We start from the raw sequence: 21,316 nt of genomic DNA, 5'->3' as shown, positions 1-21,316 counted from the left end.
TTTTTGCCGTGGGCTCTTTCTTGTATTGGCTTCCTATGTCAGCCATTTTAATCCCTAATCACAAGGTTTTCCGCACAGCGGAATGAGAAAAGACTACTGAGATTGTCGAGCAGACACCAAATCAGCGATCCTAACTAAAGCGCCTCGGTTGGTCGTGCCAACCGACTTCTCACCAATGAGATTGATGCCGGCAGTTTCCATACGTTTCCTGAGCGCTTTTCCTGACGACCCTTGCTGACGGGCCAAATCAGCCACCGGAATGAACTCTCTCTGAAATGCACTTAAATCCTCTGGGGATACCAGGAATTTCTCTTTGGACGCATGTGATGACGTAGCTGATGCAAGAAGCCCGATCCTGCACCAATGCACAACCACTTCTGGCTTCCATCCTGTGATCTCTGCGACCTGATGCGCAGTCCACTGAACCGACATAACACTGGGCTGCAGCGCGCGAGTGATATCATCGGCCGCAAATCGGAAGTCACCCAATCTGCTGTCCTGATCTGCATAAACGGGCGCAATGCTTCCCTCGGAAATGCGCTTGTAGAACGCGAGAAGCGCCGACCGATCCGTCGTCTTACGAAGATTGATGTCACGGAAAGCTATTGCTTCTTTGTGACAATCACCGCGGTCCCCTATGCGAATTTGGTCCTGAAAAGCCTTCAATTTTCTCAGATCGAAAGGGCCATCCATCAAGGCAGGCAACGCATCGACGTCCTCACGCGCAACCATCCCCGCTTCCTGCATAAGATTGAACTGGTTTTTGCCAACGCCAAGGAACGCCATTGCATCTTTCGCAGAGAGGTAGTTATCCCGATCTGCGATCAGGACCTCCACTTCGTCTCGAGGCACCATGGTATGTTTGTGTCCGTAGCCTGATGTTGATTGACGGCCACGGAGCGCGCCAGCAGCAACAGCTGCCACAACGCGTTCTGCTCTCACACCAAGCTGCCGACTTGCCTCGGCCGCGGAGATCCATGCTCGGTCACCCGATACACCGACCGAGTAGGAGCCTTCAAAGTGCTGACCAACAGTCTGGTGAAGACGATCATGGAACGGCTTATAGGCTTCGCCCCGGAAGGCCATCAAACGCTGATACCATTTGCCTAACTGCGCTGGAGCGCTGTTTGCGGATATATCTCCCTCAGCGAGACGAATACGAACGTGCTCATCGAAGCCTGAGGGCCAGTTCTGAAACAGAGGTTCGGCAAGGCGAAGAAACGATCTCGTCTCTTCCAGGCTTTTGGGCAGCGGTGTTTTGCCCTGCTTCCCGGTTCTTGTTTCAGCGGATCCAGTGGCTGCGAAATAGACAAAAGAAGCCAAATCGTTCGGGGCATCATCGCACCACGGCCCAAAACCAAACGCGATAGATGACCTGCACCCCCCGGATGCGATCAACTCACTGACCCAGACTTCAAAGGGTTCAGCCTCTTCCGCCGGCCTATCTGAGAGGTCCTGACCGCACTCACATGTCTGCAGGCCGCCGGTTTTTGTCGTTATGACGGCGTCACAACGAGGGCATGTCTCTTCCAGTCGCGTATGGTGAATGGGGCAGGCGCTGACCAGGCAATGCCGCCAGGATTGCCTCCAAAACCTGCTCTCCTCGAGGCAAGCCGGACAATAAGGATCTATGTGCGTGCGCTGGAAACGCCATTGCAGAGTTCGCTGCGTCGCTCGTTCCGCCGGGGCGATCGCCTCCAGTTGGTGGAGGGGGACACCGAGCTTATCAGCTACCCCAGGCAGGGCCTCAACCATCGGACGGCCATATGGCAGCCCAAGAAGCCCGAAAAACTCCGACACATGCAGGTAGCCATGTTCGCGTGCCTCACGGCGAAGGAAACCGACAAGGCTCTCGTCTGGTTCCGGTGTAATCGATCTGGGCGGCACCTACCCGGTCGCTCCGACAGCTTCCAGGTCACCGACAGTGATTGGCTCAACCGGAAGTCCCGCTTCGTGCATGACTGCCACGTAGGATCTGGCCAATTGGGTGTCAGTTGGGAGTTCTGGTTGGAGGAACCATTCTGGCATTGCCTGATCCTGAACCAGTTGTCTCGCGGCTCGAACAACGTCCTGAAACGTCATCACGTTGTCCTTTATGACAGCCGAGGCGCCCTTCAAAATACGGAGCACTTGCCCGACGCGACCGCCAGACAAACCATAGAGCCGGACCGCCATTTCCTCGTCATCGAAATCGATCTTAACGTCGCATTGATCCAGTAGGTCAAAGATACTGAAGACAGCCTCCGAATAGGCCACCCGATCATCTTCGCTGCTCCAGGAATATGGGAGAATGTGGATCGTTTTCAGCGATCGCTCGCGGAATTGCTCGTTTTCATCGATGATTTTCTGAAACTTCGGCAGTCCCGCCAGGATCAATATAACCCCGGCATCGTCTATCAGACGTTTGAAATGGTCGCCCGTCGCGCGCGCCGAGAGGTTGGCACCGGTTTCCGCACAATGATTGCATTCATCCAAAGCGATGATCTCAAGACCCTCGTCGTGCACGTTCTGAATCAATCGCGTTCGAAGATCGCCGATACGCTCACGTGGCCCATAAGAGTAGCCGAACGACCGCAGCATGGTGCGATACAAATCCAGATCATTGGGTTTCGCAGGAATGGTCTCAAGTCCGAAGTTCGGGGATGGGACCGTCTTTCCCGGACCTTGGGTGGTGCGCTTCAGAGCATCCTGGAGATCATGAAGAAGATCAGTCTTGCCGCATCGCGTTGGTCCAAGCAGTGGAATGATTGCACCTGTTTGATGCCGGGCCAACTTGACGGCACTAAGCATCTCATCGAAGCTGTCCTGATATGCGCGATGCCGGATGCGGATATCCATTAGGCTCGGGTCAAACTTGCTGGTCACGGCTTCGATCTCCGTTCGATTTGCGGCAGTGGCTTGGGTCGGGCAAGCATGGTTCGAGTGTCATTCGAAATGTCACCAATTGCCTGTTCAATTTCTTCCGTGGCTGAATGGGGCGTTTTCGAGTTCTCGATGATCTCTGCGTCCCGCCTACGCTGAGCGTTCTTTTTCACACGCTGCTTGCGTTTCGTGCCCAATGGTTTGTCCCCATGGTGAAATTTTTTGGCTATCGCCGCCAGAACCCTCTGCCCCGACAGGAATTCTTCGGGATCCGGCGCTAAAGCTTTTCGGATCCGCTTCAACTCAGATAACGAGATGGCTGGCATGAAGGCATCTTTGGCGGAAACCATGATCATCGTTTGATCACTTGGGTGAATGACCCCAATGGCGCGGACATCTGTTGGGTCATAACGGATGGAAAGGTCATGACTTTCACCGATTGTTTCGAACAGCTTCCGAAGTGCGCTCGACGAATATTGGATACGCTCAAACTCAATACCATATCGATGCAGTTTGCGAGTGGCACGGCCACCGAAAAACATCTGGTTCATTTGATCCGGTGTGGGTGGCTCGGGGATAAAGAAATCCTCGCTCAACCTTTTAGCACATTTCAGGGGGCTTTCTGTGGTCCTCAGCGCGGACTCAATTCGGCGCTGTGGGGTCGTTGCAAAGACGTCGTGCCGCCATCTCTGCATGACGGTCTCAAACTCCTGAAATGTGAGCCGCGCCTCTTTCATCGCCTTTTTTTGTCCGGTCTTTACCCTTCATTTCGGAAGTGACGGTTGCTCCTGGCAGAGTGGTTAGGAACATATTCAACGTCCTGAAGAACCGCTCGATGAAAGGCTTGCCTTGTGGGGTTCCAGGTAGGTTCGGATTCAACTCAAAAAGTGCTGCTTTGACGGCGCTTTCGATGACATCCCCTGAGTTTTCGCTGCCCTGGTCCGTCACGACATCCATTGGGCGCACGTAATATGGAAACCTGTTTTCGATTTCGAACTTGTCAAAGAACCCGTCTGACTTGGGAAGCATCATTTCCTTCAGGGTCTGGACTGTCAGAACGGACGCCGGCTCTTTCAGGCTGAGTTGCATGCCGACGCACATTCCTGTCGCGCAATCAATAGCCGCGCAAACCCATGGTCGGCTCACTGTTCCTTTGTCGTCGACAACGATAAACAGGTCGACTTGAGTGCTATCCATCTCCACACGTTCGAATGGCCTTTCTACTCGCGCAAAGTGACCCGCTTGCAAGAGCCGCATTTTGGCCTCGTGACCGCCGACGCGTGTTTTCACAACGTCGGCGTGCGGCAGGCTGCGGATGATCCGATCAACAACCTTTTGGCCATGCGGTTGAGGTTCGATGTCATAATTGGCACAGCGCTCAAGACAAACAGCCCGGGCATCTCTCCAGACTGCCTTCGCTGTTTTGCGGTCCGTTCTCAGATACTGCTCTTCCAGAATATCGAGGACAATTTCTTCGAAAAGCGCATCGTTACGAGTAGTTCTATTCCCGGATCGGTAACGGCCATCTTTGAGGCCAACGTCACCTTGCTCACGATGTGCCTTTATCCATTTCTGAATTGCCCGGACGCCAGGAAACCTTTCTGCATGCTTTGCGAAACGCAAATCCGCAAGAAAGTGCTTACGCATCAATATGATCCGTTCTTCCCAATTGAAGCCATCTTGCCTCAATCTCTCGGCCATTTTGATGACTTCAGATCGAAACTGAGCGTTCAATCGCTCTTCGATACTTATGTATCGACCAGAAGCTGATGCCTGTTCATCAGGCGCAACATTGCCACGCGATATTTGAAGCCGGAAATCTATGTCGGATATCTCGTGAACCACGCCCTCAGGCGATTTGAGCTGCACTGCAGGCCGCCCGACAACTCGACCGATGACTTCATGCTGAACGCCATCGATACCACTCTGGCGCCCGTCATACTTTTCGATCATCTCTGTCATAGCGCAAGAATCTCCAGATGCGCAGTGCTTCCACCTGCAGCCTTCAGGGTTGTTTTGGGGCCGAGGTCTTGGTTCTGGATGTCGAAAGCAAGGATTCCGGTCAGGATAGATCGGATGATGTCGCTTTGGCTGAGACCAGTGGCACGCATTGCGTCGGCGAAAGTAAATGGACCCTCACCAAGGTTGGCAATCGCAGAGGCAGGTGCTTTTGCCAATTTTTCCCCGGCATACGGTCTCATGTGTTTGGCGTTTAGCGAGAGCGTTTCTGTGAGGATCTGTTCAGTTATCAAAAGCAACTGGTGACCAAGTTCGGCCAGTTGAGCAGGCAACCTGCGGTAGTCAGGATTGTCTGCAATGAAAAACGTGCTTTTTGTCTCGACGAACACGTGACCGCCACAGTTGAGGGTCAACTTGAGATCCGGAGTATACGGGCGTGGCGTTGTTCCGGAGCCTGCATATTCGAGCGTCAGATCCTCCTTCGTCGCATAGATCTTCCCGGTGTCCAGATCGAAGGTCAGCGGTTGCGGGCGGATCTTCTGCACGCGCGGATCAATCATGGCCAAATACACCGCTGCTGATTCAAACCGGCTTTCCGTCTGAACAATGCCATCCAGCTTATGTCCAGACAGGAAGTTCGCCTTTTGGTTCTTACCGCGTTTGTGAATCCGGCGGGCGGGAGTAAGTGCGTCAGGATCGATCTTCATGCCTCGCCAAATGCACAAGCAACGATGGGAGATCAAGAAAAGAATGTTTTACAGTGAGTTAACGAGAGCGAAACGGAAAATTCTGGGCCAGAATTTTCCGTTTCGCCTTGAAAAAGCAACTTCCAACTGCTTGTCGATAAAATGCCGAATCGCCGAGCGACCAATCAAGCTTCAGATGAGAACTTTCTTCAAGTCATTCAAAACTGTTGGCTGAGCTCTGCCAACACTCAAACACAATACCACCATGACTGATGCGGCAATCCAGGCAGATCACCACTTTGAACGAAACAAACAGCTTCTGGTTGCCTCGCTGCGAACCTTCGGAACTTAGACGTAAGGGTGCGATGGACGCCACCGAGGGTTGAACAAAAGGTTAACCACCGCCACACTGGACCATGGTCGCGAAAACTATTTGAGAAGACGACAGTGAGTGCATTTACCAAATACTCTATAGTAAGGACAAAATGGTTGAAAATAGATCGAAATTAGTTCGTTTATTTGTGCGAAATATTGGCTGCATTGGATCCGACGGCATAAATATAGCTCTTGATGACGTCGTATGCGTCGTTGGCCGGAACAATTCCGGAAAGTCTACATTGCTCCGAGCTTACGAGCTTGCCCAAGGCAGCGAAAAATTTGACTGGTCTCGCGACCGATGTGCCACTGCACCTGATGACCAACCTTCTGAGGTGATCCTTGAAGTTCATATCCCTGAAGGAATTGGCAACATAAATGAAGAATGGAAGGAGGAAAGAGATGGCCTCCGAATTCTCACCAGCAGATGGCAATGGTGGCCGGAGAAAGTCGAAGACGGCAAGGTTTCCCCTATCAGACAAACCCGCAAGCCCGGTCAAGCAGAAGATGAAAACGACGGATACGCCGAAGATGGTAAAGCCGGTGGTGCCGACAATGTGTTCAAGGCTCGCTTGCCTCAGCCGGTCCGGATTGGATCACGGGGAGACCCCATCGAGGCCGAAAAAGCCCTTATGAAACTCGTCCTCGAACCAGTCGGCACTGCGCTCTCAAATGCCGCTGCAGACACGAACACCTCTCTCGCCAAAGCTATCGCGCAGCTTAACGATGGCGTCGACGAAATTGTTCAGGACCAGAAGGCTCAATTCAGCGAGGCGGTCTCGGACGTAGAACAAGGCTTTACTACTGTATTTCCTGAACTATCGGTCAAATTGGATGTTCAGGCCGCGCCTCCGAAGTTCGACGCTGCCAAGTTAATTGCGGATGGTTCCGGATTGCGTGTCACAGACGGCGGGGCGGATGTTCAACTATCGCAGCAAGGCGCGGGCGCGCAGAGAGCGTTGTTTTGGACTATGCTTCAGGTTCGAAATCGCCTCGTTAACGACAAAAAACTTCGTGCAACCAAGGTCAAGGAATTAACGACTGAATTGCGTAAGGCCAAAAAGAGCCCTGAAAAATCGAAAGAGATACAAGCCCAAATCAACTCGATAAATGCTGGCGGCGCATTACCTGACGACGATGATGATCCTGCTCTGCCCGGTTACATCCTTTTGATAGATGAACCTGAAAACGCACTTCATCCACTCGCCGCTCGTGCAGCGCAACGGCAGCTATACCAGCTTGCCGAGCAGGCTGAGTGGCAAGTTATGATGACCACTCATTCGCCGCTCTTTGTGAATCCTGCAATGGATCACACTACTATCCTGCGTCTCGAACGCGAAGGTGAGGGTGAAAACTCCGGACCGCGCACATTCCGAACTGACGAGGCTGGCTTCACCGGCGACGAAAAGGAAACCCTGAAGGCAATTCAGGAGATGGACCCAACCTTCTGCGAAGTTTTTTTTGGAACCTACCCAATATTGGTAGAGGGTGACACAGAGCACGCAGCCTTCATAGCCGCCGTAGTTGAGGTTGGGCACGAACTCATCGATCAAGTCACAATTATTAAGGCGCGGGGAAAGCCGCAGCTCCGAGCGATCATGAAGATGCTCATCCATTTCCAGAAAGATTTTGGCGTGTTGCATGACTGCGATTGGCCATACGGCAGGACCAAAAACAAAGATGGAAAGCTAAAAAAATCCAGCTCTTGGTCGCACAATGCAGAAATACGCAAACTCGTTAACGAGGCAAGGGCACTCGGTATCGGAGTGGCACATGAGGTAAGTATTCCAGATTTCGAACGCCGCATCGGTTTGCCTCAAGGGACCACCGGCAAGCCGTTCGAAGCCTATCGCGCAATAAAGCAAGGCGAGGAAATCAAAAAAGATTTGCAGGCGCTACTGCAACTCCTCAAACAGCCAACGCACCATGAAGATGGAAAAGCCCCGGAGTGTGACGCCGAAGAATTTGTGTCCAAGGTGTTAGAGGAGCTCGGCCAAGCGGTCGCGCAAAATGAGTGGGAGGATAGTTTCCGCCTCGGAGGTTGACCGATCTGGCCTTCTCGTTCCTGACACATAGCGTTTGATCGGGTGACAAAAATTCCAATTTCCGCTCAACTAACTATAGAAAGACTGATACCGTGCATGATTTGAGAGAATAATCATTGAACGATTCAGATCCTGGATAATCGCATGCGTATTCTTCACACAGCAGACATCCATCTTGGACATTGCCTAAACGGCTGGGATCGGGAAGACGAACATCGCGCTTGGTTCGAGGCACTGGCTGACGTCGTCGAGCGCGAAGCAATTGATCTGGTCCTGATTGCGGGCGACATCTACGATAACACGAACCCCTCAGGTGAAATCCAGGCACTCTTCTACCGTAGCCTCATAGCACTTCGCGAGCGCCGTCCGGGTATCTGCGTTGTCATCAGCGGCGGCAATCACGATCCGGTCCGCCGCCTCGAAGCACCCTCTGCCCTTATGAAAGCACACAATTTTCATGTCATCGGCGCGGTGCGCCGCAAAGCCGGTGCACCCAGCGTGGAAACGGGACGGATCCTTCCGGGCGAGATCGATCTCGACCACCACCTCGTTCCCATCTGCGGCGCGAACGGGAAGGCAGTTCTTTACGTTCTTGCAGTTCCCTTTTTAAGGGCGTCGAACCTGCCTGGTCTTTCCTTCGGCGATGCTTCAGCATCATCTGAAAGCCCAATTGCCGCTGCCGCCCGCCGTTTCTTTGAGGAGATAACCGCGTCGGCTGCGTCCCGTATGGACGCGCTCGGCCATTCCGACCTCCCGCTCGTGATGACGGCGCATCTGCACTGCGCGGGTGGGCTCGAGAGCGAAGGCGCCGAACGCAGGATCATGATTGGTGGAAACCATGCTCTTCCTCCGGACGTCTTTCCTCAACGAATTTCCTACGTAGCCTTGGGGCACCTGCACAGGCCGCAGACCTTCACGGGCGAACGAGTGCGATATAGCGGATCCTGCTTTCCCCTCTCGGCCTCCGAAATCGGGTATGACCACGGTGTGACGATTCTCGATCTCACGGACGGCGCGTTGAGCCATCGCCATGTCTCCGTGCCTCGGCCTGTTCCTATCCTACGCATTCCGGACAAAGGGAGCGGTGTAACGGCTATCGACATCGAGGATCTCGACGACGCCCTCGACAAGGTTTTAGAGAAAAACCCTATTGGCGTTGATACCCCCATCGGTCTTCGACCGTTTATTTATCTTGAAATGAAAGCGTCGGACGCGGCGTCTGTCATCATGACCGACGCCACTGACCGTGTTAAGGCGCGGGGCCTAAGGCTTGCTGGCATCCGCGTGCGTAAGGAAACGGATGGTGCGAACCTGATCACGAGAAATACGGCCTCCGTTGCAAAAAGCCTTCGTGAGACAACGCCAGAGGCGCTCTTCGCGCCGGCTTTCCGAGAAAAGCACGGGATCGACCCGGAAGACCGCCATCTGGCAGTCTTCCGTGAAGCGCTCGTGGACGAAGAAACCTGAGCAGTAGATTTGAAGGCATGGAAATTCTCTCAATAAAGGGCGAAAATATAGCGAGCCTGGCCAAGCCGTTCGAGATTGATCTCGAAAATGGCGACCTTGCAAACTGCGGTCTCTTTGCAATCACCGGTAACACAGGTGCTGGGAAGTCGAGTCTGCTCGATGCTCTGTGTCTCGCGCTCTACGGCAGCTGTCCGCGCCTTGGCGCATCCGGCGTCCGAGATACAGTGCCGGATGCATCCGGCGATTTAATCCAGTCCGACGATCCACGGACCCTTTTGCGGCGGGGCGCCACGACTGGACACGCCATTGTTTGTTTCCGTGGTAAGGACGGCATAGACTACGAAGCGAGCTGGTCAGTGCGTCGCGCCTATGGAAGACCCACTGGGAATCTGCAGGCTGTGGACAGGTCGATCACGCGCCTTTCCGACGGGCAAGTGCTCGAAAACCAACTCCGACGCGTGAATGAACGCGTAGTCGAACTCACTGGCCTTACCTATGAAGAATTCCGCCGCTCTGTGTTGCTGGCCCAGGGCGACTTCGACAGCTTCCTGAGCGCCAAGACGAGCGAGCGTGCCGCCATCCTCGAAAAGGTTACTGGAACAGTGCTCTACCGGGCAATCTCCCGCCGTGTCTACTCCGGCACTCAGGTCGCAGAACGGGCTGTTGAAGACCTCACGCTCAAGCTCGGTGAACACACGATCTTGAGCGAGGAGCGAAAGGCGGAGATCAGGGAGCGTCAGAGTATTCTCGCCTCACTTCGAAAGGATACAAAAGCGGCGCTAAAAAACATCCAGGCCGATCTCGATCACTACGCGAAACTCGAGACTGCAAAGCTGAAACTCGCGGAGGCAACAAGCGAGAAAGAGGCGACCCAGAATGCCTGGCAGGATGCTGAGGCAGACCGTGCTCAACTTGCACGGCTGCGAAAGTCAGCCAGCGTTCGTGCGGAGTTCACTGAGGAGCGCGATGCACGCGCCTCGCTGAAGCAGGCCCAAGAGACACTCAATTCTCTCGAAGTGGACCTGAAGTCCGCAGTTGAAGCTGAGGCACAATTAAGGAAGGCTCGGACAGACGCACAGAATGACGTCAATAGGCTGGAAGGCCGGTTCAAAGAGCTCGGTCTGGTATGGTCCGAAGCTGAGCGCCTCGATGCGAACATCACTACTGCAGAGGAAGAGCTCAACAGCGCCTTGGCTGATGTCGAGACGTGCCGTGATCAAGAGAACACACTCAATCAAACGACTGCGGAGAAGCAGGCAACGCGTGATCGAATCCTCGAATCTATGAAGCCTTTTCGGGCGGCGATTAACGCCGAAAGAGCTGACCATGTCTTCGAAACGCAATGGGACATACTGCATGATCGACTCGCACGTCGGATCAAGTGCGCTGAAACTAAGATCAGGACTTCGAAACAGATCACGGATATTGAGAAGGAAATTAAAAGCAAGCAAAAGCGGCTGTTCGAAATCGAAAAACTTCTCTCTGAACATCGTGCAAACAAAAGTCGTTTCGAATTGACTCGAAAAGAGAAAGAAAGCGCGCGCGGCACACTTGCCGAGCGCAATCCGGCGGGTCGACTGACTCGCCTCATAACTTCCGAGGCCAACATCCGTAACCTGTTACAGACGGCGCAATCCCATGTATCTGAAAACGTAAAACAAAAAACGCACGATGAAGAAAGGGAAAAAACCGAGCAATATCTGGCTCAGTCTGAGCAGGATATGAAGTCCGCGCAGTCAGCTCTTGCCGATGCAGAATCGCGCATCCGGGCCTTGGAGGCACCTACAGAGATGGCCGAGGTTGCAATTTCTGCCGAGGCTCGCAGCTTACGTCTGCATTTGGTTGAAGGTGAACCCTGCCCCGTATGCCGGTCAACGCACCATCCCGTGCATGACGACGAACCTACGGCCGAGCTTGCACGCCGGTTGCGGGATGATCTCGAGCAGGCGCGCCGTGACCGGAACACGCAGTCCGGGATCATGGTCTCAAAGGAGGCCTTCATAGCGGAGACGAAAGCGCGGCTCCGGGCTATGACCGTCGAGCGTGAGACGCTCGAGGGAAGTATCGCGAGCCTCGCCCAAGATTATGCTGAGACAGCGCGCACGGAGGACAACGGACCGGTGGCGGAGCATGTGCCGCAGAGCATCGACGGCGCCTCCTCATTAGTCGTGGTTGCTCTGAGCGCGTTACTCGACAGAATGCAGCAGTGGAAGTCGACTCTTGCAGGCAAGCGCGACCGCCAAGACATCCTTGAGCGTGAGATTGAGGATCTTCGCGGTCAAATACACGCCGAAGAAAGCAAGATAGGCACATTGCGAGAAGAAAACATCGAAGTGTCCGACGGCATCGCCCCACAAGAGAAGCTACTGGCGAAGCTGAACGGGGATCGTCAAGCGGCCGAGAGCGATCTTCGAGCGATCGACACAGAGCTTGACAGTCGCCTCGGCGGGCCTGTGATGTTCAAGTTGCCAGGATGGGGCTCGTTTGGCGCGGAAACGTTGACCTATCTCGAAGCACGACGCACGACGCACATGGCAAACATCGAGAAAATCCAGAATGCCGAAACCCGGCTCACTGAGCTGCGCGAGAAGATCGGGGTCGACGAGGCCGCCAAGAAAGCTGCCCAAGAAACCCTTCGCCAAGCGGAAGAAAAGGAGCGCAGCCGCAGAAAACGACTCGACGACTTGCATGAGGAACGCGGTAAGCTCCTCGATGGCCAGCCGACAGGTGCGCATCGGACCGCGTTCAATGCCAACCGTCGAACGGCGATTGCTGAACGCGATCGGATCGCCGGCGAATACACCGAGGCAGCACAGAAGAAGTCGGGCCTTGAGGCCCGCAAGCAGTCTGCAGACATGGCGCTCGAAGCGGTCGAAAGCAGGCTTATAAGGGCTACGGATGCGCTGCGCGAAGCAAGCGCCCGAATCAAGATCCCCGCCGAGGAACTGGCACCTCTTATTTCGTATGAGGACGCCGACATCGAAGCTCTGGCCACGACCCTTCAAGTCTTAGATACACGTAAGATCCAGGCGGAGAAGGCTGAAGAAACGCGTGCCCGAGACATTGAGGAACTCCGCCAGAGCCACGCCCCTCAACAAACTTGCGAAGAACTCGAGGAACGCAAGACGCAAATCTCTGCACAGGAAGAAACCCTTGCGCAGGAGGAAGCTTCCCTGATGACAGAACTCGCGCTCGATAATGAGGCGCGCCAAAAACAAACCGAGATTGTCATAGAACTCGAGAAAGCTAAGCAGGCATATGACACCTGGGTGGCCGTGAACGACGCTGTAGGCTCGTCGAGCGGTGACCGGTTCAGCCAGATCGCGCAAGAGGTGACACTCTCGATCCTGGTCGAACAGGCCAACCATCATCTCGTGGAAATCAAACCTCGCTATCGTTTGGCTTTGGGGGAAGGAAACCTCTCGATCCACGTGGTAGACGAAGACATGGCAGGAGAGGTCCGCTCGACGCGAAGCCTCTCGGGCGGCGAGCGCTTTCTCGTTTCCCTTGCGCTTGCGTTGGCCCTATCGTCCGTGGGCGGAACTGGCACGATTTCCAACACGCTTTTCATCGACGAAGGGTTCGGCACACTTGATGCTGACAGCTTAGAACTTGCCATCGACGCGCTGGAAGCGCTTCAGGCGCAGGGCCGGACCGTAGGTATAATCAGCCACGTGCAGGCGATGAAGGACCGCATTCCAATACAGATCCAGATGCAGGCACAGGGCGACGGATCAAGTGAGGTCGTCATTTGCGCGGGATAACTCTGACGCCCTGAGCGGTTTTCCCAATCAAAGCACTCAGCCGAATTTATTCAGGGACAGGGACGCTGCACCTCTTCAAAAATACACTTCTTTGCACCGTTTCCCGAACATCGGCCTGAAACATCAAGACGAACGATTATGGGCGATCCTACAACCGCTCAAAAATCCAAATTCTCCACACTCAGAGCATTCTTTTGAATGAATTCACGGCGTGGCTCCACCACATCACCCATGAGTTTGGTGAACAGATCATCGGCCTCGACCATATCATCCACGCGTACCTGCAACAGGGTCCGCGCGTCCGGGTCCAGCGTTGTTTCCCAGAGTTGATCGGGGTTCATCTCTCCCAAACCTTTGTAGCGTTGCAGCGACAAGCCTTTTTCGCCTTCTTCCAGAATCGCGCGCAGCAGGTCGAGCGGGCCGTGTATGACTTGACCCCGATCGCGACGCACCAACGTTGCGGGGGTGTTGTAGACCTCTTGCAGGCTTTGGGTGAAACTGCCGGTTTTACGGGCCTCACCCGAGCGCAACATGGGGCCGTCCAGTGTGCGTACTTCTTCCACACCGCGCAGGATGCGCGCGAGGCGGATACCGTGATCCTGTGTGATGCGGCCTTGCCAGCCGCGTTCGTATTCCAGTGCAATCAAGTCAAGGCGCGCCGCGACCTTGTCGGCCACGCCCTGCAAATCGGCATCAACAGCGCCGGGCACGAAGGCACCGGCTACAGCAGCCTGCTCCAGAATATGGCGCGGATAATGCGTTGGGAAGGCGTCCAGCACACGCTTCAGCTGGCGCGCTTCATCCACTACGCGGGTCAGGTCCTGGCCGATGATTTCCTCGCCCGAGCCTAATTTAAGTACTGCGCCTTCGACGCCCTGATTGATCAAATAATCATCCAGCGCAGCCTGGTCCTTCAGGTAAACCTCTGATTTACCTCTAGAAACCTTGTATAGCGGTGGTTGAGCGATGTAGAGATACCCGCCCTCGATCAACTCTGGCATTTGCCGGTAGAAGAAGGTCAACAAGAGGGTGCGGATATGCGCGCCGTCAACATCTGCGTCCGTCATAATGACGATTTTGTGGTAACGCAGTTTTTCGATGTTGAATTCGTCGCGGCCAATGCCGGTGCCCAACGCCATCACGAGGTTACCGATCTCTTGGCTCGACAACATCCGGTCAAACCGCGCCCGTTCCACGTTCAAGATTTTGCCACGCAAAGGCAGAACAGCTTGTGTCAGCCGATCCCGACCGGTCTGGGCAGAACCACCAGCCGAGTCCCCCTCGACCAGGAAAACTTCGGTCTTGGACGGATCTTTTTCAGAGCAATCCTTGAGCTTACCAGCCAGATAGTTCACATCCATCGCAGTCTTGCGGCGGGTCAGTTCGCGAGCTTTACGGGCGGCCTCGCGCGCTAAAGCTGCCTCGATGATCTTACCGACAATCCCCTTAGCCTCATTCGGGTTCTCTTCGAACCATTCAGCCAGCTTCTCGTTCATCAAACCTTCGACCGCTGGGCGCACCTCAGAGCTGACCAGCTTGTCCTTGGTCTGGGAAGAGAATTTCGGGTCGGGCACTTTCACCGATAGCACGCAGGTCAGTCCTTCGCGTGCATCGTCACCGGTAAAGCTGACCTTTTCCTTCTTCGCGATCCCGCTGGACTGCGCATAGTTGTTGATCGTCCGGGTCAGCGCACCTCGGAAACCAGCCACATGGGTGCCGCCATCGCGCTGCGGGATGTTGTTGGTGAAGGGCAGCACGGTCTCATGATAACTGTCGTTCCACCACATGGCGATTTCCACGCCGATATCGTCACGCTCGCCCTTGATATAAATCGGCTCGGGCATCGCCGGGGTCTTGGACCGGTCGAGATATTTGACAAACTCTTTGACGCCGCCCTCGTAGAACAGCTCGGTTTCCAGCCGCTCAGCAGGGCGCTCGTCGATCAGGATGATCCGCACGCCCGAGTTCAGGAAGGCCAGCTCGCGCAAGCGCTTTTCCAGCGTCTCAAACGAGTATTCGAGGTTCGAGAACGTGTTGGTCGAAGCCAGAAATCGTACCTCGGTTCCCGTGCGATCGCCGCACTCGCCGACGACTTTCAGATGTTCCGCCGTCTCACCGCCCTCAAAACGCGCCACATGTTCCTTGCCGGCCCGCCAAATGCGCAGTTCCAGCCAATCGGATAGCGCATTCACCACCGAGACGCCCACTCCATGCAGACCGCCTGACACCTTGTACGAGTTGCTGTCGAACTTACCGCCAGCGTGCAGTTGGGTCATGATGACTTCAGCCGCTGAAACGCCTTCCTCGGGGTGGATATCCACCGGGATTCCACGTCCATTGTCGCTGACCGAAACGCTGGAATCAGCGTGAATTTTTACAGTCACATGGTCGGCATGACCGGCCAGTGCCTCGTCAATTCCGTTATCGACAACCTCGTACACCATATGGTGCAGACCCGAACCATCATCCGTATCCCCGATATACATACCGGGACGTTTGCGAACTGCCTCTAAGCCTTTGAGAACTTTGATGGAATCAGCGCCGTATTCTTGGGGTGCCTGTGCGTCTTCGGACATGCCGTTAGTACCTATATTATTTTGGTAACTTATACGTTTTCTGGTGGGGATTGTCACGTGCTCCCCCCATATTTTGTGGTTCTGATCCGCTTAATTTGCGGATCAAAGCCGATCAAGGTCTGCTGCAATATCCTCGGCAATTTCTGCCGCGTTCACATCGTCCCGTTCGGCTGACAATCGCAACCCCAGAAGGTCGGATTGATAGCGCGCCGCCAAGCGATCCGGGTCATGACTTGGCGCGATTTCTCCGGCCTTCTGCGCGCTGCGAAAGAGGTCCGCAAAACAAGCTTTCATGTCAGCCATATGGGTTTGCGCCTGATCAGCCAGATCATGGTCTTTGGCTTGCAATTCCGCATAAGTCTTCGCCAACATGCAGGCTTTTGTCGGCAGCTCCGACGCCTCGATCACACGACGAGGTTGCACCTTAAGAGCACCAAGCGGGCCCAATTCCTGCGCCAAAGCCTTCATATTGGCAACCCCTTCCCGAGTATACCGCTCTAACGCCAGGGCGTAGAGCGCATCTTTCGACCCGAACGCCGCGTAGAAGCTGCCCGGTTTAAGCTTCAGCTCTCGCTCGAGATCCTTAAGCGACGTCCCCGCCCAGCCGTGACGCCAGAAAATATCTCGCGCCTGCGCGATAAGCGCGTCTCGGTCATATGAGGGTTTGCGGGGCATCGTTTCACCAATTCTTGAACGTTCGCTCAATTATATACTTGAGTGATCGCTCAAGAAACCCTAAATACGACTCATCGCGCCAGAAACAGGAGTTTTGACATGGCCAATTTCCCGTCTCACGACCTAGAAACCGCCCCGGAAGGGTCCAAGCCGCTGCTTGAGAAATCTCAGGCTGCATTCGGCCGCCTGCCCGGTCTTCATAAAGTAATGGCTGAAAGCCCCCAGCATCTGGAAGGCTATCAGGTTCTGCACGGCCTGTTTCTGCAGACCGATTTCAACAACGACGAAAAAACCGTTGTCTGGCAAACCATCAATGTCGAAAACGAATGCCATTACTGCGTGCCTGCGCATACCGGCATCGCAAAGATGATGAAGGTCTCTGACGAGATCACCGAGGCGCTGCGCAACGAAACGCCGCTGCCCACGGCCAAGCTGGAAGCGCTACGCACCTTTACTCTGCAAGTGATGGAAACCCGTGGAAACCCGACTGAAGAACAGTTGCAGGCCTTCTTTGACGCTGGCTATTCCCACCGTGCGGTCTTGGATGTCGTGCTGGGTCTGGCACAAAAAACCATGTCGAACTACGTCAACCACATGGCCAAAACCCCGGTCGACGAAGTGATGCGCGGCTTCCTTTGGGAACGCAAAGTCGGCGAGCCTGCCTAAACGCGGACGACCGAGCCCTCGTCGCCTTCGGTAACGACCAGCGTTTGGGCTCGATCCCCCAATTCCGCAAATAGCTCAGGCCCGGTGCCCGTCATCCAGGCCTGTGCGCCCAGCGCACAAATCTCATCATACAACGCAGCGCGCCGACCCGCATCCAGATGCGCGGCCACCTCATCCAGCAATACAATAGGAGGTGCTCCAACCATCTCCGCCAACGCTCGCGCGTTTGATAGGATCAGCGACACCAGCAGTGCTTTCTGCTCACCGGTCGAGCAATCTTTGGCTGGAACGCCCTTGGCGGAATATACGCCATACAGGTCTGATCGATGCGGGCCGACCAAAGTCCGCCCGGCGGCCAGATCGCGAAACCGGCTTTCATCCAAAGCTTCTCGCAAGTCTTCCGCCGTCTCAGGCATTGCACCTTCGGTTTGAACCAATTCAAGATCCGCTGACGGAAAGGCCGTCTCAGCTTTATCCTGTGCTGAGCGCAGATGCTCCAACGCACTCAATCGCGCAGCGTGGATGCGATGCCCCATCTCGGCCATCTGCCCTTCCAGCGCCGCGTACCAATGGGCATCGCGAACTTGTTCTTTCAGCAACCGGTTCCGCTCGCGCATCGCTTTTTCATAGGTCAGAGATGCCTCGGCATGTGCCGGATCAAAACTCAGCGCGATCCGGTCGAGGAACCGCCGTCGCCCTTCGGCCCCTTCGATCCAGAGACGGTCCATCGATGGGATTAACCAAACTACCCGCGCCAGCTTTCCCAATTCAATCTGGCTTGAGGCTTTCTCATCAATCCGCACCTGCCGCGCCGCACCACCTTCGGACCAGGTTTCAATCTCGAAATTCTGTCCTTGCGCATTCAATAGCCCAATCAGCTTCCACCCCAGCGCCTCGGGGCGCCGTGTCATCTCAGCGGCGCTTGCCCGCCGCATCCCGCGCCCGGGTGAAAACAGAGAAACCGCTTCCAGGATGTTGGTCTTACCGGCACCGTTTGGCCCATGGATCGCGACTGGCCGCCCGTCCAACGACAGGCGCGCCAGCTTATGAGACCGAAAATGCGAGACCGTAAGCTCGGTCAGGGCCAATCCCATGACCCCTCTCTTTCATTAGAGATCACCCAGTCGAGGCAATCAGACGCGCATCGGCATTACGACGTATACTGCGCTTTGGTCGTTGCCTTCGCGCATCAGTGTCGGATCACCCGCCGAGTTGAACATAAACACCGCATTTTCACGATCCACCTGAGACGCGATTTCGAGCAGGTATTTGGCGTTGAATCCGATCTCCAGGCGCTCATCCCCGTAAGCAACTGCCAGCTCTTCCTCAGCCGCACCACTGTCGGGTGCATTCACTGACAGAACCAGCTTATCCGCATCCAACTGCAGTTTGACGGCCCGCGACCGTTCGGACGAAACTGTCGCCACACGATCCACGGCCTGCGCGAATTCAGCCGCGTCCACTTCTAACTTGCGCGTGTTGCCTTGCGGGATGACACGTGTGTAATCCGGGAACGTTCCGTCGATCACTTTCGAGGTGAGCGTGATGTCAGGCGTTGCAAACCGCACCTTGGTTTCACTGACCGAGACGGCGATGTCCATCTCGTCATCATCCAGCAGCTTGCGCAGTTCGCCCACGGTTTTGCGGGGCACGATCACGCCCGGCATATCCGCTGCACCATCCGGCAGATCCGCATCGATCCGTGCCAAGCGGTGACCATCAGTCGCCACGCAACGCAATACCTTGCCGCCCTCGGAACCATCCGCAACGTGCATGTAAACGCCGTTCAAATAATATCTCGTCTCTTCCGTGGAAATGGCAAACTTCGATTTATCGAACAGCCGGCGCAACAATGCCGCCGACGCCGTAAAGTTCGATTGGTATTCTGAAGACGCCATAACCGGGAAATCTTCTTTCGGCAGCGTCGCCAGAGAAAAATTCGAGCGCCCCGCTTCCACAGTCAGCCGCCCAGCTGCACTATCTGCGGTCAGGGTCACCAGCGCCCCATCGGGCAGCTTGCGTACGATCTCATGTAGCGTTGTGGCCGCAACAGTCGTGGCGCCCGCTTTCTCGACCTGCGCGGGGGCCTTGTCGACCACTTCGATGTCCAGATCGGTGGCACGAAACAGCGCCTGATCGCCTTCGGCCTCGATCAGCACGTTGGCAAGTATGGGAATCGTGTTGCGACGTTCGACAACTGACTGGGCCTGCGAAACGGCCTTGAGAAGGGTGCCGCGTTCGATGCTGATCTTCATACCCTCTGTTCCTTTGACTTGCGTGCCGAAATAGGCGGGACTGGCACGTTAGCGTCTCAGCCCTGAGGCACAAGGATTTTTTACGGATTTCTGGGTCGGATTGCCTCGGTGGTCAAGAGGAGCGCGCGTGAAACACACCAGATCATTCTCAACCGTGGACAATAGCGCACAAGAAAACACCCCGAACGCAATAGCCCGGGGTGTTTTTCAAGGATTCAGTGCGGTTTAGGCTTCCAAGGCCCGGCGCAGCATCTCAACATCTTCGGCAATCTGGCCATCGGTCAACTTCAGCTCTTCGATGCGCTTCACGCCATGCATGACCGTGGTGTGGTCGCGCCCGCCAAATCGACGGCCAATCTCAGGCAGCGACCGACTGGTCAGTTGCTTGCACAGATACATCGCCACCTGACGCGGACGCGCATAGGACCGCAGGCGTTTAGGGCCGATGATATCGCTGAGGCGGATGTTGTAATAATCCGAGACCTTTCGCTGGATCTCTTCGACGGTGATCTTGCGCTCGGAGGCGCGCAGTACATCGGCCAGACAATCCTGCGTCAGCTCCATATCGATCTCGCGCCCGACCAGCGAGGCAAAGGCGAACAAGCGGGTCAGCGCCCCTTCCAGCACGCGCACATTGGTCGAGATGCGGTGTGCAAGGAATTCCAATACACCATCAGCAATGGCCAGATCGGGATAGGTGCTGCTGTACTGCTGCACTTTGTTCTGCAGGATTCCCAGACGCAATTCGTAGTCTGTGGGATGAAGATCGACGACAAGGCCACATTGCAGGCGTGACTTTACGCGGTCTTCAAGGTCCTTGATCTCGCCCGGCGCGCGGTCGGCCGAGATGATGATCTGCTTGTTCTGATCCACCAGCGCGTTGAACGTGTGGAAAAATTCTTCCTGCGTCGAATCCTTGCCAGCGATGAACTGCACGTCATCGACCATCAGCACATCGACCGAACGGAACAAGTGCTTGAAATCCATCATGCGGCGCTCACGCAAAGCCTGCACAAAGCGATACATGAACTGTTCCGCTGACAGATAAAGCACATTCAACTCGGGGTGCTTGGTTTTCAACTCCCACGCAATCGCGTGCATCAGGTGGGTTTTACCCAGTCCAACACCACCGTAAAGAACAAGCGGATTGAAAGTTACCGGGCCGCCCTCGGATACGCGGCGAGCTGCGGCATGTGCAAGTTCGTTGGGTTTGCCAACAACAAAGCTATCAAAGGTAAACCGTGCATCCAGTGGCGCAGCCTGTAGTGCTTCAAGCGCATCGTTGGCTGTATCTGTAACAGCGGGCCGGGTTTCTGGCGCGGGAGATGGCTTGGACTCTTCCACCAATGTGGGACGGGCTGACGAATTGGCCGCTGTGCGAAACGCCAAGCGCTGAACCTTTTCGCCCGATGTGTTCAGCTCATAGAGAATAAGGTCCGCAAAATTCTGACTGACATAGTTGCCCATGAAGTTGGTCGGCACCGAGAACACCGCTACACCATCCTGCAACTCCTGAAACTCCAAGGGTTCAATCCAGGTGGTAAAATTGTTCTTCCCAACCGCCTTCATCAATTTGCTACGCAGTTGTCCCCATTTCTCTTGTGTCATTCGGCGCCTCACGCATCCCATTCATTATTGGCCTTAAGGCCTTTTTTAATGTGTCCCGAATTACGGGCCTTTATGGCGCTCACACACAAGGGAACGTTACGCCAAACCTGATGGTCTGGCGGGTACGCTCGAATATCATCGCAGTCCAATACAGCACGGCCCCAAAATGGGGGCACACCCGGAATCCGGGATGCGCATGATATTCCAATTTATCGACAGGGCCAGGATCTTCGGCTAACCCGAGACCCAGAGCAGATCGTCCAACTGACCGAAGCCAGCTTTCGAACATTCGTTCCTAAATCTTTCCGATGCCCGTCGGTCAGATCCTTGGAACAGCCTGTCCCCCCAAGCGAGTGAATCGCTGACTAAGTCGTAGCA

The 21,316-nt window shown here is 55.1% G+C and carries 14 protein-coding genes; 4 read left to right on the top strand and 10 right to left on the bottom strand.

The window, feature by feature from the left end; translation table 11 throughout:
- Window positions 1-93: 93 nt before the first annotated feature.
- The 5 genes from AC2TEM_RS13260 to AC2TEM_RS13240 all read right to left on the bottom strand — a co-directional run bounded on the left by AC2TEM_RS13260 (window position 94) and on the right by AC2TEM_RS13240 (window position 5,528).
- Window positions 94-1,887 carry a TniQ family protein gene (locus AC2TEM_RS13260; RefSeq protein ID WP_170423378.1) on the bottom strand — a complete coding sequence of 598 codons (1,794 nt, stop codon included), beginning with the start codon at window positions 1,885-1,887 and terminating at the stop codon, window positions 94-96.
- Window positions 1,888-2,865: a TniB family NTP-binding protein gene (locus tag AC2TEM_RS13255; RefSeq protein WP_480856246.1), complete on the bottom strand. Its 978-nt coding sequence runs from the start codon at window positions 2,863-2,865 to the stop codon at window positions 1,888-1,890.
- Entirely contained in the window at window positions 2,862-3,413 is a 552-nt protein-coding gene (locus AC2TEM_RS13250) for a Mu transposase C-terminal domain-containing protein (RefSeq protein ID WP_170423374.1), read from the bottom strand. The genes AC2TEM_RS13255 and AC2TEM_RS13250 overlap by 4 nt, the downstream gene beginning before the upstream one ends.
- A gap of 151 nt (window positions 3,414-3,564) precedes the next feature.
- Window positions 3,565-4,563, bottom strand: a complete 999-nt coding sequence (locus AC2TEM_RS13245; RefSeq protein WP_480856245.1) for a hypothetical protein — start codon at window positions 4,561-4,563, stop codon at window positions 3,565-3,567.
- Window positions 4,564-4,820: 257 nt separating this feature from the next.
- Window positions 4,821-5,528 carry a hypothetical protein gene (locus tag AC2TEM_RS13240; protein WP_170423370.1) on the bottom strand — a complete coding sequence of 236 codons (708 nt, stop codon included), beginning with the start codon at window positions 5,526-5,528 and terminating at the stop codon, window positions 4,821-4,823.
- Between the two features lie 596 nt (window positions 5,529-6,124).
- On the opposite strand from AC2TEM_RS13240, the gene AC2TEM_RS13235 reads away from it, so the two are divergent.
- From AC2TEM_RS13235 to AC2TEM_RS13225, 3 genes are all read left to right on the top strand, one after another.
- A complete protein-coding gene (locus AC2TEM_RS13235; protein ID WP_170423368.1) occupies window positions 6,125-7,927 on the top strand; it encodes an AAA family ATPase in 1,803 nt (600 codons plus the stop codon).
- A gap of 144 nt (window positions 7,928-8,071) precedes the next feature.
- Window positions 8,072-9,394: an exonuclease subunit SbcD gene (sbcD, locus tag AC2TEM_RS13230; RefSeq protein ID WP_170423367.1), complete on the top strand. Its 1,323-nt coding sequence runs from the start codon at window positions 8,072-8,074 to the stop codon at window positions 9,392-9,394.
- A 17-nt stretch (window positions 9,395-9,411) separates the two neighbouring features.
- Window positions 9,412-13,158 carry an AAA family ATPase gene (locus AC2TEM_RS13225; protein WP_480856244.1) on the top strand — a complete coding sequence of 1,249 codons (3,747 nt, stop codon included), beginning with the start codon at window positions 9,412-9,414 and terminating at the stop codon, window positions 13,156-13,158.
- Between the two features lie 158 nt (window positions 13,159-13,316).
- Here the strand turns inward: AC2TEM_RS13225 and gyrB are convergent, their stop codons facing one another.
- Window positions 13,317-15,734: a DNA topoisomerase (ATP-hydrolyzing) subunit B gene (gyrB, locus tag AC2TEM_RS13220; RefSeq protein ID WP_170395385.1), complete on the bottom strand. Its 2,418-nt coding sequence runs from the start codon at window positions 15,732-15,734 to the stop codon at window positions 13,317-13,319.
- A 102-nt stretch (window positions 15,735-15,836) separates the two neighbouring features.
- A complete protein-coding gene (locus AC2TEM_RS13215; RefSeq protein WP_170408653.1) occupies window positions 15,837-16,409 on the bottom strand; it encodes a TetR/AcrR family transcriptional regulator in 573 nt (190 codons plus the stop codon).
- Between the two features lie 99 nt (window positions 16,410-16,508).
- Here AC2TEM_RS13215 and AC2TEM_RS13210 point away from each other — a divergent pair, with 99 nt between their 5' ends.
- Entirely contained in the window at window positions 16,509-17,075 is a 567-nt protein-coding gene (locus tag AC2TEM_RS13210) for a carboxymuconolactone decarboxylase family protein (RefSeq protein ID WP_170423365.1), read from the top strand.
- Here the strand turns inward: AC2TEM_RS13210 and recF are convergent.
- The 3 genes from recF to dnaA all read right to left on the bottom strand — a co-directional run bounded on the left by recF (window position 17,072) and on the right by dnaA (window position 20,938).
- Window positions 17,072-18,169, bottom strand: coding sequence for a DNA replication/repair protein RecF (gene recF / locus AC2TEM_RS13205; protein WP_170423364.1), 1,098 nt, complete (start codon window positions 18,167-18,169; stop codon window positions 17,072-17,074). The two genes, AC2TEM_RS13210 and recF, sit on opposite strands and share 4 nt — an antisense overlap.
- Before the next feature lie 39 nt (window positions 18,170-18,208).
- Window positions 18,209-19,330, bottom strand: a complete 1,122-nt coding sequence (dnaN, locus tag AC2TEM_RS13200) for a DNA polymerase III subunit beta (protein WP_010442547.1) — start codon at window positions 19,328-19,330, stop codon at window positions 18,209-18,211.
- Between the two features lie 225 nt (window positions 19,331-19,555).
- Window positions 19,556-20,938, bottom strand: a complete 1,383-nt coding sequence (gene dnaA / locus AC2TEM_RS13195; protein ID WP_170423363.1) for a chromosomal replication initiator protein DnaA — start codon at window positions 20,936-20,938, stop codon at window positions 19,556-19,558.
- Window positions 20,939-21,316: the final 378 nt, after the last annotated feature.

The sequence above is a fragment of the Ruegeria sp. HKCCD3925 genome (assembly GCF_057221175.1).
Note: the sequence above shows the minus strand (reverse complement) of the source record. Positions and strands in the feature narration are given on the sequence as shown.